The sequence below is a fragment of the Neobacillus sp. PS3-12 genome (genome assembly GCF_030915385.1).
Lineage (GTDB): Bacteria > Bacillota > Bacilli > Bacillales > Cytobacillaceae > JAEVLT01.
In genome coordinates this window covers 2,010,026-2,023,445 of the sequence record NZ_CP133268.1, presented here as the reverse complement: position 1 = coordinate 2,023,445, position 13,420 = coordinate 2,010,026, and the positions used below count along the sequence as shown (strand labels likewise).

Annotated in this window: 12 protein-coding genes; 10 read left to right on the top strand and 2 right to left on the bottom strand. The window is 40.5% G+C overall.

The window, feature by feature from the left end:
• Positions 1 to 426: 426 nt before the first annotated feature.
• From RCG17_RS10345 to RCG17_RS10305, 9 genes are all read left to right on the top strand, one after another.
• Positions 427 to 1,728, top strand: coding sequence for a pyrimidine-nucleoside phosphorylase (locus RCG17_RS10345; protein ID WP_308175089.1), 1,302 nt, complete (start codon positions 427 to 429; stop codon positions 1,726 to 1,728).
• Between the two features lie 19 nt (positions 1,729 to 1,747).
• Positions 1,748 to 2,422, top strand: a complete 675-nt coding sequence (gene deoC / locus RCG17_RS10340; protein ID WP_308175088.1) for a deoxyribose-phosphate aldolase — start codon at positions 1,748 to 1,750, stop codon at positions 2,420 to 2,422.
• A 68-nt stretch (positions 2,423 to 2,490) separates the two neighbouring features.
• A complete protein-coding gene (locus RCG17_RS10335; protein ID WP_308175087.1) occupies positions 2,491 to 2,886 on the top strand; it encodes a cytidine deaminase in 396 nt (131 codons plus the stop codon).
• Positions 2,887 to 2,960: 74 nt separating this feature from the next.
• Complete coding sequence (locus RCG17_RS10330) at positions 2,961 to 4,142, top strand: NupC/NupG family nucleoside CNT transporter (protein WP_308175086.1); 1,182 nt, start codon at positions 2,961 to 2,963, stop codon at positions 4,140 to 4,142.
• Between the two features lie 103 nt (positions 4,143 to 4,245).
• A complete protein-coding gene (locus RCG17_RS10325; RefSeq protein WP_308175085.1) occupies positions 4,246 to 4,863 on the top strand; it encodes an AmiS/UreI family transporter in 618 nt (205 codons plus the stop codon).
• Between the two features lie 36 nt (positions 4,864 to 4,899).
• On the top strand, positions 4,900 to 6,102 hold the full coding sequence (gene deoB, locus RCG17_RS10320) for a phosphopentomutase (RefSeq protein ID WP_308175084.1): 1,203 nt from the start codon (positions 4,900 to 4,902) through the stop codon (positions 6,100 to 6,102).
• 17 nt (positions 6,103 to 6,119) lie between these two features.
• The gene (locus RCG17_RS10315) at positions 6,120 to 6,785 is read left to right on the top strand and encodes an SDR family NAD(P)-dependent oxidoreductase (protein ID WP_308175083.1); all 666 of its coding nucleotides are present in this window, start codon (positions 6,120 to 6,122) and stop codon (positions 6,783 to 6,785) included.
• A 180-nt stretch (positions 6,786 to 6,965) separates the two neighbouring features.
• On the top strand, positions 6,966 to 7,352 hold the full coding sequence (locus tag RCG17_RS10310; RefSeq protein WP_308175082.1) for a nuclear transport factor 2 family protein: 387 nt from the start codon (positions 6,966 to 6,968) through the stop codon (positions 7,350 to 7,352).
• Positions 7,353 to 7,372: 20 nt separating this feature from the next.
• Positions 7,373 to 8,209 (top strand): sulfurtransferase, encoded by an 837-nt coding sequence (locus RCG17_RS10305; RefSeq protein WP_308175081.1) that lies wholly within the window; start codon positions 7,373 to 7,375, stop codon positions 8,207 to 8,209.
• Between the two features lie 76 nt (positions 8,210 to 8,285).
• Here RCG17_RS10305 and RCG17_RS10300 read toward each other — a convergent pair whose 3' ends face one another.
• Complete coding sequence (locus tag RCG17_RS10300; RefSeq protein ID WP_308175080.1) at positions 8,286 to 8,738, bottom strand: hypothetical protein; 453 nt, start codon at positions 8,736 to 8,738, stop codon at positions 8,286 to 8,288.
• A 123-nt stretch (positions 8,739 to 8,861) separates the two neighbouring features.
• Positions 8,862 to 10,523 (bottom strand): ATP-binding protein, encoded by a 1,662-nt coding sequence (locus RCG17_RS10295; RefSeq protein WP_308175079.1) that lies wholly within the window; start codon positions 10,521 to 10,523, stop codon positions 8,862 to 8,864.
• 572 nt (positions 10,524 to 11,095) lie between these two features.
• Between RCG17_RS10295 and helD the strand changes: the two genes are divergently transcribed.
• Positions 11,096 to 13,396 (top strand): RNA polymerase recycling motor HelD, encoded by a 2,301-nt coding sequence (gene helD / locus RCG17_RS10290; RefSeq protein WP_308175078.1) that lies wholly within the window; start codon positions 11,096 to 11,098, stop codon positions 13,394 to 13,396.
• Positions 13,397 to 13,420: the final 24 nt, after the last annotated feature.

Below are 13,420 nucleotides of genomic sequence, written 5' to 3'. Positions count from 1 at the left end.
AGAATAATCATATTGGATATAAGACGTTTTGTAAAACCAATCTTTCTTTCACTTACTTGTTAAAAAACATAAACCGAGCCCCAATTATTTACTCATTCACAAGGAAGATTACCACTGTTATAGTAATCGTGTAAAACTAAATAGACCTTTATCGAAGATGGAGTATAAAGAGAAATGAAAGCGTTGACGGTATGGGAATGAACTGCTAGAGCGAGTTGGAAATTTTTAAATAATTCATTAGGAAATTAGTCTAATTTTTTGAAAAAATTTTTAATTATCCTTACCATTAATTTCAAAAAAGAAAAGGTTTACATCTTTAGTATCATAGGAGTAAAATGAAGTTGTTCGTAAGACGTCTGACATCTTACCTTTGAACATCGTATGCTAATCTCAACGAAATATATTTCAAAAAAGAGGTGCTCTTCAATGAGAATGGTTGATGTAATTGAAAAAAAACGTGATGGTAACGAATTAACCAAAGAAGAAATTCAATTCTTGATAAACGGGTTTACAAAAGGTGATATTCCTGATTATCAAATGTCAGCTTTTGCGATGGCTGTGTTTTTTCAGGGCATGACAAAAGAAGAACGTGTTTACTTAACGGAGGCAATGGTTCAATCGGGTGATCAAATCGACCTCTCAGGGATTGAAGGGATCAAAGTAGATAAGCACAGTACCGGCGGAGTTGGCGACACAACAACACTTGTGCTGGCACCGCTTGTTGCCTCTGTCGGCGTACCAGTAGCAAAGATGTCAGGAAGAGGCTTAGGCCATACTGGAGGTACCATTGACAAATTGGAATCCGTTAAAGGATTTCATGTTGAAATATCAAACGATGAATTTATCCAATTAGTGAATCAAAATAAAGTAGCTGTAATTGGTCAGAGCGGGAATTTAACACCTGCGGATAAAAAATTGTATGCACTCAGGGATGTAACGGCAACGGTTGACTCCATTCCGTTGATTGCCAGCTCCATCATGAGCAAGAAAATTGCAGCGGGAGCAGATGCGATTGTTCTGGATGTCAAAACAGGCAGCGGAGCATTCATGAAGAACCTTGACGATGCGAAAGATTTAGCCCAGACGATGGTAGGGATCGGCAATGGTGTCGGCCGCAAAACGAAGGCAATCATATCCGATATGAGCCAGCCGCTTGGATTTGCAGTCGGCAATGCTCTTGAAGTAAAAGAAGCGATTGACACGCTGAAAGGACAAGGACCTGAAGATTTGCATGAACTCTGTTTGACCCTTGGAAGCCATATGGTTGTACTGGCTGAAAAAGCTAATGATTTCAACCAGGCGCGTGAAATGCTAATCGAATCCATTCACAACGGACAGGCATTACAAACCTTTAAAACCTTCCTAGCGGCACAAGGTGGAGATGCATCTGTTGTTGACGATCCTACTAAACTTCCAACTGCTTCCTATATGATTGATGTTCCGGCTAAAACATCAGGTTATGTGGCTGAAATTACGGCGGAAACAATTGGAACTGCCGCTATGATGTTGGGCGCTGGACGAGCTACAAAAGAATCTGTCATCGATTTGGCAGTAGGCGTCGTCCTTCATAAGAAAGTTGGGGATCAAGTCAAGGCAGGAGAGTCCCTGGTTACGATTCATAGTAATACAGAAAACGTTCAAGAAGTAATCGAAAAAATTTACTCGGCTTATAAAGTTACAGATGAAAAAGTAGCTAAACCTACACTCATCTATACAGAAATTCAATAATCGGTAAAGGAAGAGAAGCATGACAAAAAATATCGCACAATTGATTGATCATACCTTATTAAAAGCGGATGCTACAAAGGCTGAAATCATGGTATTGCTTGAAGAAGCAAAACAATTTAAATTTGCCTCCGTTTGTATTAATCCAACGTGGGTAAAAATAGCAGCAGAATTTCTAAGGGATACCCCGGAAGTTAAGGTCTGCACGGTTATTGGCTTTCCGCTCGGGGCAACAACGTCTGAAGTAAAAGCATTTGAAACAACAAATGCGATTGAAAATGGCGCAACAGAAGTAGATATGGTCATCAATATCGGCGCATTAAAAGATAAACAATATGATTTGGTCGAAAAGGACATCAAAGCAGTGGTTGATGCAGCGAAAGGGAAAGCATTGACAAAAGTGATTATTGAAACATGTCTTTTAACAGATGAAGAAAAAGTAAAAGCCAGCGAATTAGCGGTAAAAGCTGGAGCTGACTTTGTCAAAACTTCTACTGGTTTTTCCACCGGAGGCGCGACGGCAGAGGATGTCGCACTGATGAGGAAATCAGTCGGACCGAAAATTGGCGTTAAAGCCTCTGGCGGTGTCAGAAGCCTTGAAGACACAGAAGCCATGATCAAAGCTGGGGCCACTCGAATCGGAGCCAGTTCAGGTGTAAAGATTGTAAATGGAGAAACATCATCATCTGCTTACTAGAAAAAGGCTAAAGGCTGGTCACATGACCAGCCTGGATCCTCAAAATATTTGGGAAGGATGACGACACAATGGACATGCAAACATTGCTTGATCAAGCGATCGAAGCCAGGAAGAAAGCGTATACACCCTATTCAAAATTCCAAGTAGGTGCAGCAGTATTGACAAAAGATCATCATGTCTTTCAAGGATGCAATATTGAAAACGCCTCCTATGGATTGACCAATTGCGCTGAAAGAACGGCTATTTTTAAAGCGGTTTCTGAAGGAAAAAAAGAAATAGATACCATCGTTATTGTTGCTGACACGGAGGGTCCTGTTTCTCCTTGTGGTGCCTGTCGCCAGGTAATGGCTGAATTCTGTGATCAAGACACGAAAATTATTTTAGCAAATTTAAATGGTGAAAAGGTAGAGACCACCATTGATGAACTGCTGCCCGGCTTTTTTCTTCGAAGGATATGGATGTAACAAAATAAATTTTTTGCAAGGATTGGAAACGAATACATCAACTTAGAAAGATTACACCCATTGGAGGATTAACAATGAAATACATCATTGCGATCATCGGATTACTTGTTGTTTTTGGACTTGGTTACTTAGCGAGTAATAATCGGAAGAATATCAAAATAAAACCAATTATTCTTATGGTCATTATTCAAGTTATCTTATCATTCTTATTACTGAATACCACACTTGGTTTGGTATTAATTAAAGGCTTTGCAGGTGTTTTTAGTAAGTTATTGGAATATGCCGGTGCAGGGGTGTCCTTCGTATTTGGTGGCCTTGCCAATAAAGGAGAAATGCCATTCTTCATCAATGTCTTACTGCCGATTGTGTTTATTTCCGTACTAATTGGAATCTTTCAGTATTTAAAAATTCTTCCATTTATTATGAAAGTCATTGGTTTATTGCTTAGCAAAGTGAATGGCATGGGTAAGTTGGAATCGTACAATGCAGTGGCTTCTGCCATGATTGGACAGTCTGAAGTATTTATTACAGTGAAAAAGCAGCTTGGTCTCTTGCCAGCTAATCGTTTATATACACTTTGTGCGTCAGCCATGTCAACCGTATCCATGTCGATTGTCGGTGCCTATATGACGATGGTTCAGCCGAGATATGTGGTCACCGCCCTTGTCCTTAATTTATTTGGCGGATTTATCATCACTTCCATTATTAATCCTTACAGGGTGGATCCGAGTGAAGATATTCTTGATATTCAAGAAGTAGAAAAGCAAAGCTTCTTCGAAATGTTAGGAGAATACATCCTTGATGGTTTTAAAGTAGCAGTCATTGTTGGTGCAATGTTAATTGGCTTTGTTGCCTTAATGGCAGCCATTAACAACATTTTTGATTTAATTTTCCACATTTCATTCCAGGAGATTTTAGGATACATCTTTGCACCGATTGCCTTTATCATGGGAATTCCATTTTCAGAGGCTGTCAAAGCAGGAGGCATTATGGCTGAGAAGCTTGTAACGAATGAGTTTGTGGCTATGATGGACCTAGCAAAAGTAGGGAAATCCTTTAGCCCGCGTACATTAGGAATTATTTCTGTTTTCCTTGTATCCTTTGCCAATTTTTCATCGATCGGAATTATTGCCGGCGCAGTAAAAAGTCTTAACGAGAAAAAGGGTAACGTTGTCGCTAAATTTGGTTTAAAACTTTTATATGGAGCAACTTTAGTAAGTGTTTTATCAGCGGTGATTGTAAGTATTGTTTTATAATTTGCAGAAAAAGCATTTTTTCATCTGTTAACGGGTGAAAAACTGCTTTTTCCTCTTTTAAAGGAGGGAATGTTGTGGAAAAAGTCTTCTCGCAACAAAGGACATGAGTTTCATCGGTTTATTTCTTTCAGGCGCCGTGTTATTTCTTAATAGTTTGATGTTAATGGGAAAAGCTGAAGCAAAAAGTGTCGGTGTCTTCAATCTTTTTGTAGGAATCATTCAAGTGATTATTCCATTTTATTTAACCATGGTATCTGATCAAGGTCATTGGTCGCTATATAATTATGCTGCTATCTTTTTATTTGGTTTAACCTATTTATATGTTGGGGTCACCACATTAAAGGGACTTGATGGCAGTGGGCTAGGCTGGTTTTCACTTTGGGTGGCAATCATAGCGGTTGTCTATACGTTGACAGCTGTGATCCACTTCCATGATGCTGTCAGTGCGATCACATGGGGAATGTGGGCATTTCTGTGGTTTTTATTCTTTTTATCCAACTCACTAAAAATGAAGATTGACCATTATCTTGGGATGGTTGCTTTTATTCAATCTTGGGTAACATTAACGATCCCATCATTGTTGTATTTTTTAGGAGCCTGGAATACACCTGCAGTCAATCAAATATGGTTAACTGTTTTAATCGCATCCATCGTTTATTTTTGTATAAGCTTATTTAAATTAAGGTTATTTATACCGTTTGTCCATACAGAAAAGCAATGAAGTATTGGGAAGAGACGGATTTGAGGGGGATTTAAAATGGAGAAAAATTTATTTAAAAGGATCTTTATAATTGTTATGGATTCAGTTGGCATTGGGGAAGCACCTGATGCAGAGGCCTTTGGCGATAAAGGCTCTGATACACTAGGACATATTGCTGAAAAAATGAATGGGCTTCATATGCCAAATATGGCTAAGCTTGGTCTAAGCAATATTCGTCAGCTGAACGGCATCGAGAAAGCAAATAAGCCTTGGGCCGTTTACACCAAAATGAAGGAAGCATCTGCCGGAAAAGATACGATGACTGGTCACTGGGAGATGATGGGGTTAAATATTGAGATCCCATTTCGGGTATTTCCTGAGGGTTTTCCGGATGAACTGATTCAGGAATTGGAAAAACGCACTGGCAGAAAAGTAATTGGAAATAAACCAGCTAGCGGGACGGCCATTCTTGATGAACTTGGTGAAGAACACATGAAGACGGGATCAATCATCGTCTATACATCTGCTGATTCTGTTCTGCAGATTGCTGCCCATGAAGAAATTGTTCCCCTTGATGAGCTATATAAGATTTGTCAAATAGCACGTGAATTAACGCTTGATGAAAAGTATATGATTGGGCGCGTGATTGCCAGACCATTTGTCGGGCAGCCAGGAAACTTTAAACGAACCGCTAATCGTCATGACTATGCCTTGAAGCCATTTGGGCGGACTGTGATGAATGAGCTAAAGGATTCCAGTTTTGATGTGATTGCAATTGGAAAAATTTCAGATATCTATAATGGTGAAGGTGTAACAAAGTCCATTAGGACCGTTTCCAATCAAGATGGAATGGATAAACTTATTGACACTTTCGGGGTGGGTTTTACTGGTTTGAGCTTTTTAAATCTTGTTGATTTTGATGCCTTGTATGGCCATCGCCGCGACCCAATCGGCTACGGAAAAGCACTTGAAGAGTTTGATGCCAGATTGCCTGAAGTATTTGCCAAAATGCAGGACGATGATTTATTAATGATCACAGCCGATCATGGAAATGACCCCGTTCATTCTGGGACCGACCATACCCGTGAATATGTTCCGTTGCTTGTTTATTCCAAGCGTTTGAATGAAGGTGTGGAATTGGAAGTTCGACAAACATTTTCAGATCTTGGTGCAACAGTAGCTGAAAATTTCAATGTGAACATGCCTGAGTATGGCATAAGCTTTTTAAAAGATTTGAAAGCAATCATGGGACACAACTGAAATCGGAGGTGTGAAGCTTGAAAACAATCCTCATTACAGGGGCGGGTACAGGGCTAGGAAAAGAACTTGCCCTCGCATATGCACAAGAAGGAAATCGGATCATTCTAGTTGGAAGAACACGCTTCTTTCTGGAAGAAGTTAGAACAATGATAGAGAAGACAGATGGAAGTGCTATATCAGCGACCTGTGATATTGCAGATTCTAAAAGTGTTGAACAATTGCTCTCCCATTTGAATGAAGCGGAAAAAATTGATCAAGTGATTAATAATGCAGGGGTCGGTTACTTCGGTCCCCTACAAGAAATCCCAGCTGATCGAATCAGTCACATGATCGATACGAATGTAAAAGGAACGATTTATGTAACAAAAGCAATCTTGCCGACCTTCCTTGAAAGAAATGCCGGAAAAATCATGAACATTATTTCAACAGCTGGATTGCGCGGGAAAGTTCATGAAACCGCCTATTGTGCAAGTAAGTTTGCGATTCGGGGATTCACTGAAGCCCTAGCGAAAGAGTTAGCGAATACTTCGATTTCTGTTTCTGGTGTTTATATGGGTGGGATGGATACTCCTTTTTGGGATGAGAATCACCATGTGACTGACCGCTCAAGATTAAAATCAGCAAAAGAAGTGGCATTGGATATACTTGAAAGAGAAAATGAAGCCGAATTGATTATTGGTTGATTGTTTCATCCTGAGTCATGGAGTCTGTCCCCCGCTGCAAAACGTAATGGGGGATGGGCCCATGACTTTATTTTTTTTAATAATCTGAAGGAATTCCAATCCTCAGTCAGGCCAGACATTTCCCCGTGTTAAAAAAGCTGATATATTTAAAGTAAGATCCACAATGAAAGGAAGTTTAAAATGAACCCAGAACAAAAGCTTTCTCACAAAGAACAAGCGATGTCATTTCTGCAGCTCGTAGCGTCAGGAAAAGTACGCGAGGCTTACGAAAAGCACATAGGGCCTGGCTTTTTTCATCATAATGCCTACTTCCGCGGTGATGCAGAATCGCTGATGCTTGCAATGGAAGAGAGTGAGGACATGAGTCCTAACAAGACATTTGAGATTAAACGTGTGATCGAAGAAAATGATCTTGTTGTCGTTCACTCCCATCTGAAACAGAATCCTGAGGACCTTGGGATGGCTGTAATCCATATCTGCCGCTTCCAAGATGACAAGATTGTGGAACTATGGGATTTGGGTCAACCAATACCGGAAAATTCTCCAAACGAAAATGGCATGTTTTAAATGAATGGGGGCTGTTCGGCGTGAATTATGTTGTGAATAAGGAATGGCTTGTTGAACAATTAAATAACGTTAAGATAGTGGATTGCCGCTTTGAATTAGGAAATCCGGATAAAGGCGAAAAGCTATATCGAGAAAGCCACATCCCTGGAGCTTTTTATTTTGATTTAGAAAAACAATTATCATCTCCTGTTTCAATACATGGAGGAAGGCACCCGCTTCCAGATCTTGATCAATTTAAACTTGAAATCGAAAAAGCAGGAATTGATCATACGAAAACGGTTGTCGCCTATGACGATGGGGATGGGCAGTTTGCATCCCGCTTTTGGTGGCTCTTGACATATATAGGGCATGAAAATGTCTTTGTGTTAAATGAGGGTTTTAAAGGATGGAAGGCGGCTGGATATCCAACGACAACGGAAGTACCTGAATTTGAATCAGCTAGATTTGAAGTGAATCTTCAAAAAGAGATGCTGGCTTCCTACGACGAAGTGAAGGAAATTGTCGCTAATAAGAAAGAATCTCCATTCTTAATCGATTCAAGAGATAAAGCCCGTTATTTAGGGGAAATGGAACCAATCGATCGGATACCAGGACATATCCCAGGTGCGATTAATAAATTTTGGGCAGAAGGCCTGAAACAAGGTTCATTTTTAAATAACGAAGAACAGAAAAATAGATTCGCTGAGCTGGATCTTGAAGAACCGATTATCGTGTATTGCGGCTCGGGTGTCACAGCTGCGCCTAATTACATTGCATTAAAAATGGCAGGTTACAAAAACGTAAAACTATATGCAGGAAGCTATAGCGATTGGGTCTCATACGAAGAGAATCCAGTGGCGAAAGGGACAGAGTCTTAAGTTGAACTATTTAAACTAACGAGAAAATGACTTGGGGCGTTCTTCGAGAAGAACGCCCAAGTCATTTTTTTTCAAATTAACCTTCACCAAGGCCGATTTCTGTAGCTGTAAAAGTGATAGGTCCAATAACAGTAGCAGCGCTGCCTGCGTCAACCAGCTCTGCAGTAAGAGTGTAGGTGTAATGTTCAGAGAACGGAAAGTTCTTATCTACATGAGCTAATGTCGTTAATTTATTATTATCAAATCCACGTTCAGAACTATCAATGGCGCTATATACGAGTAGCCCTGTAAGAGCAGGTCCACGCCAAATTTTAAACAATACATTCAAGCTAGATAATCCTGTTCCGTTTGTAAGAGCTGTCCAGCCTACGTTTGCAAGTAATGATACAACATCATTGCAGTCAGAGTGGATTCGAATTTGTGCGATGGTTGTTGGGGTACCAACAACTAGTGGAATTGAAAGTTTGCCACTTTGGTTGAATGGTAACACATAGTATCTAAATCTCTCAAAATCATCGTGATGGCTCACACTGAGCACCTCCTTCTATCATATTTGTCTTACAATATAATAGATGCTAGATGAACCTTTTTTGCAATGGACAAGTTGACTAGGACAAGCATATATTTTTAGCACAAAAAAATAGGACTATTGCTAGTCCAGGGGAATTTTCACCTCAATGATTGTCCCGATAGTTTCCTTACTGTATATGGCAATCGACCCTTGGTGATTTTCAATAATTTTTTTGCTTACCATTAAACCTAGACCTGTTCCTTTTTCCTTTGTCGTGTAAAAGGGCTGCCCCAGCTTTGGAAGAATATGTTCCGGTATCCCGTAACCTTGATCGATAATGCGGATAAGTACTTCCGCTTTATCGCTACTTTCCATTTGGATGACTACTTTTCCCCCTGCAGGCATCGAGTCAATGGCGTTTTTAATAAAGTTAATGAATGCTTGCTTTAATTGATTTTCTTCACAATTGATAATGACTTCGTCGGAATCAAATTCAGTTACGATCAAAACATTATTCATATTTGCCTGAGGTATCAATAATGACACGACATCCTGAATCAATAACGAGACATTCTTTTGTTGAAAATGACTCACCTGAGGTTTAGCAAGCATCAAAAGCTCACTCAGAATGAGTTCAATCCGATCGATTTCTGAACTCATCAGGCTATAGTAATTCCACTTTTCCGTCGTTCCAGTCTGCAAGAGCTGCAAAAAGCCTTTTACGGTTGTAATCGGATTGCGAATTTCATGAGCAATACTTGCAGCTAATTCACCTGCGATTGATAGTTTTTCAGTCCTAATCAGGACTTCTTGTGCCTGCTTTTGTTCAGTAATATCTTTGGTCATAACAGCCCAGCCAGCAACCTTGTCTTCCTCTTCCCATAAAGGGAAACAGGACACCATCACATTGACGATATCGCCGGCCTTCGTTTTTCTAATCGATTCATATCCATCAAGGTTTTCCCCTAATAAAATAAAGCTTCGATTCCGGTTGACTTCAAACTTTCTGTCATCAGGAATATGGGGCATTTCATTCGCGTTTAAACCTAATACTTCGGCTGCAGACCAGCCAAAGGTTTTTTCGAAGGCTTGGTTGACCGTGATAATCTTATCTTCCATATCAATGATTAAAATAGGATCAAGATTATGCATAATAAAGGAATTCAGTTGATGTTTGGTTGCTCTTAATTGCTCTACTATTTTTTTGTGTTCTGTTTGTTCCAACAGGGAAGGGGTGAGTAATGGTCTTTTTTTATAAAGAATGGATTTCACCAACTGATAGTCGGTCATAAAGTAGTCGTGATTTCTGCATAAGTGATTTTCAAGAGAGGCTGAAATTTGCTTGCCGTTATAGGCGCAAACAGAGACCACCTTATTGGAATATACACATTCATCTGCTTTATTTTCGAAGTTGATTAATTTTTCATCTTGCTCGTTCCATTCCACATGTGACCATATTCTGATCGGTATTTGTTTTTCTTGAAATGGTTTTATTATATTTTCAAGGTAGTGAAAAATGTTTTCACTATGGAACTCTCCATTTAGGCCATAGAAATCATCATTATCATTATAATGAATACAGCTCCATTCTCCACATGTTAGTGTTTTTTGGAGTTCTTGATAAATGCGATCGTACCTGTCCTTGTTATCGATAATAAAAACGTGGCCGCCAAATTTAATACCTGTTTTAATAAAGGAAACTGCATTTCTAACATATCTATCCAATTTATCGTAGATATATAAAATATGTCCATGGTTTGTAACATCTAATATTTGGGTTAGTTGTGCGATCTGTTCGTTCATTGATGCACCTCATAATCGTATTTTTCATGAAGGGGTTTAAAAAAATGGTTGTGTTAAATTTGGCTGTTGATTTCCGCTACGGGCACTCGCTTTCCGCGGGGAGGTCCTGGAGCCTCCTCGGCGCCTTGGCGCCTGTGGGGTCGGAAGACGCCTCTATATCCCGCAGGAGTCGAGTGCCCTCCGCTTCAATCAACAGGGTTAAAAAATCAACAATTTCCTTTAACACAACTAAAAAAATAAAAGCAATAAGGATACTAGTACCCTTATTACTTGATATAGATATATTTTACTAGGTGTTTCGGTGCTTGTCACGCATATGAACTTTGGTATTCTGGTTGCGTTTGCATGTTGCTTATTTTGGAGCTTTTTTTCAATAAAAAAGCAGAAGAACATTCGTCCTTCTGCCTGTGTTATGTATTTTGCACATTGATAAAGATCAAAAACTATGGTAAATTAGATAAGAAGTGGACAAATTTTTAAATCATTCTATTATATCCCTATTTTAATTATACCACAAAGATTCATCAGGAGTCAACCCCCTAATTTTATTTTTTTAAAGGAGTGCTTTAAATATGAATGCGGAGCTTAGTCAGGAGCAAAGACGATTGGATAGCACCATGGAGACCATCATGGAGCAAATCGGCAGGTTGGAGGAGGAAACTGGCCGCCGTCGGGATGAAGTGGTTCATATCCGAAAGCACTTTTGGGATGAGATCAAGGTCAACACAGATACTTTCGATGATTATCTTGAAACAATCATTGGCTTAAGGCAGCAAACTCAAGAACTGTCCGTAAGTCAAAGCACTCACAGACATGCCTATAATAAATTATCTGCGCTTCGCCGAATGAAGGACGTTCCATATTTTGGACGAATCGACTTCACTGAAGAAGGGGATTCAGCTCCTGAAAATGTTTATATAGGGATCTCCACGCTGATGGATGCAAGTGGAGAGGACATTCTTATTTATGACTGGCGGGCGCCAATTTCGAGTGTTTACTACGATTTTCCGCCTGGGGCGGCAGAATATATGACACCCGAAGGATTGATCAGGGGAATATTGGAGAAGAAGTGGCAATACATCATCCGCGGCGGCACACTTCAATCGATGTTTGATACCAGTCTCACTATTGGGGACGAGATTTTACAGCAGGTTCTGGGAAAAGTTACTGACAAATATATGCACAGTATCGTGGCGACCATTCAAAGGGAGCAAAACATGATTATTCGGCATGACACGGGAAGGCTCTTGATTGTACAAGGTGCAGCTGGCAGTGGTAAGACATCGGCCGCTCTGCAGCGGATCGCCTTCTTGCTTTACAAGTATCGGGATAGGATAAAAGCTGATCAAATTATCCTGTTCTCTCCTAATCGCATGTTTAACAGTTACGTTTCAAATGTATTGCCCGAACTTGGCGAGGAGAATATGCAGCAGGTCACATTTCAGGAATATTTGGACCATCGGCTTGGAAAGACGTTTCAGGTTGAGGGGCCTTATGAGCAATTGGAATATGTATTGACTGCTGGGAAGGACCCATCATACGAGACTAGGCTTGCAGGCATCAGATTTAAGACATCAGTTCCATTTTTTGAAACAATTAAAGCTTACAGACAGATGTTGGAATCATCTGGCATGCTGTTTAAGGGCATTTTTTTTAGGGAAAAACCAATCGTCACTGCCGAGCAAATGACTGAGAGGTTTTACGGGAATGACACATCGATCCGTTTTTACAGTAGACTTGAAAAGCTAGCGGAGTGGCTAAACAAGCAAGTAGCGGAATTCGGGAAGCGCGAATGGTCAAAACCGTGGGTAGAGGAAGAAATCGAGTTGTTTTCAAATGAGGAGTACAATGAGGCCTATACCTACTTACGGAAAAAGCGTGGCTCTGAGGATTATGAGATTAATCGCAAAGATCTTGGCCGTTACATTGTTCAGCGGAAGTTGAAGCCGCTGCGCAAACGGATTCGGAGGCTTCAATTCGTGGACATCGCGGGTTTATATAAGCATCTATTTGCCGATTCTTTGGTGATCAAGGGAGAAACTTCGGAAAAGTGGAAGGAAATCGGCCTTTTAACCTTGAAGATGCTGGAAGATGGCAAACTTTTTTACGAAGATGCTACACCGTTTTTGTTTTTGAAAGAGTTGATTCAAGGTTTTCAGACGAACAACGATATTAAACATGTGCTGATCGATGAAGCCCAAGATTATTCTCCCTTTCAATTTGAGTTTTTGAAACGGTTGTTTCCATCAGCAAAAATGACTGTGCTCGGAGACTTTAACCAGGCGATCTTCGCTCATGCCAGCGAAACTGATGACTTCGATATACTTACTAGTTTATATGGAGCGGATGAAACGGAGGTCATCAACCTGACGCGCAGCTACAGATCTACCAAACCGCTCGTTGAGTTTACACGTGGCCTTGTGTCAAGGGGGGAGCGGATTATCCCGTTTGAACGTGACGGCGAGAAGCCTGTGCTGACGATAGTAAAAGACCATGCTGAACTGCACCAACGCATTGCTTCTCAGGTTGCGGACTTGCGTGCGCAGAAGTTTGAGACGATCGCAATCCTATGTAAATCCGCAGCAGAAAGCAGCACAGCTTTTGAAGCCTTGAGTGGTATTGAAGATATCAAGCTTGTCAAAAGCGGCTCGATTGAATATGAGCAAGGTGTGGTCGTGATCCCAGCGTATTTGGCAAAAGGCATTGAATTCGACGCCGTTATCATATACGACGCATCGGAGGGTGTGTATGGGGATGAGAGCCTGCGCAGGTTATTTTACACAGCCTGCACCAGAGCGATGCATTACCTGCAGCTTTTCAGTGTCGGCGAACCGAGCGGCTTTATCTCCTGTGCCTCGGGATTAATTAGTTAGTAATCTGATCTTCGGACACAAGAA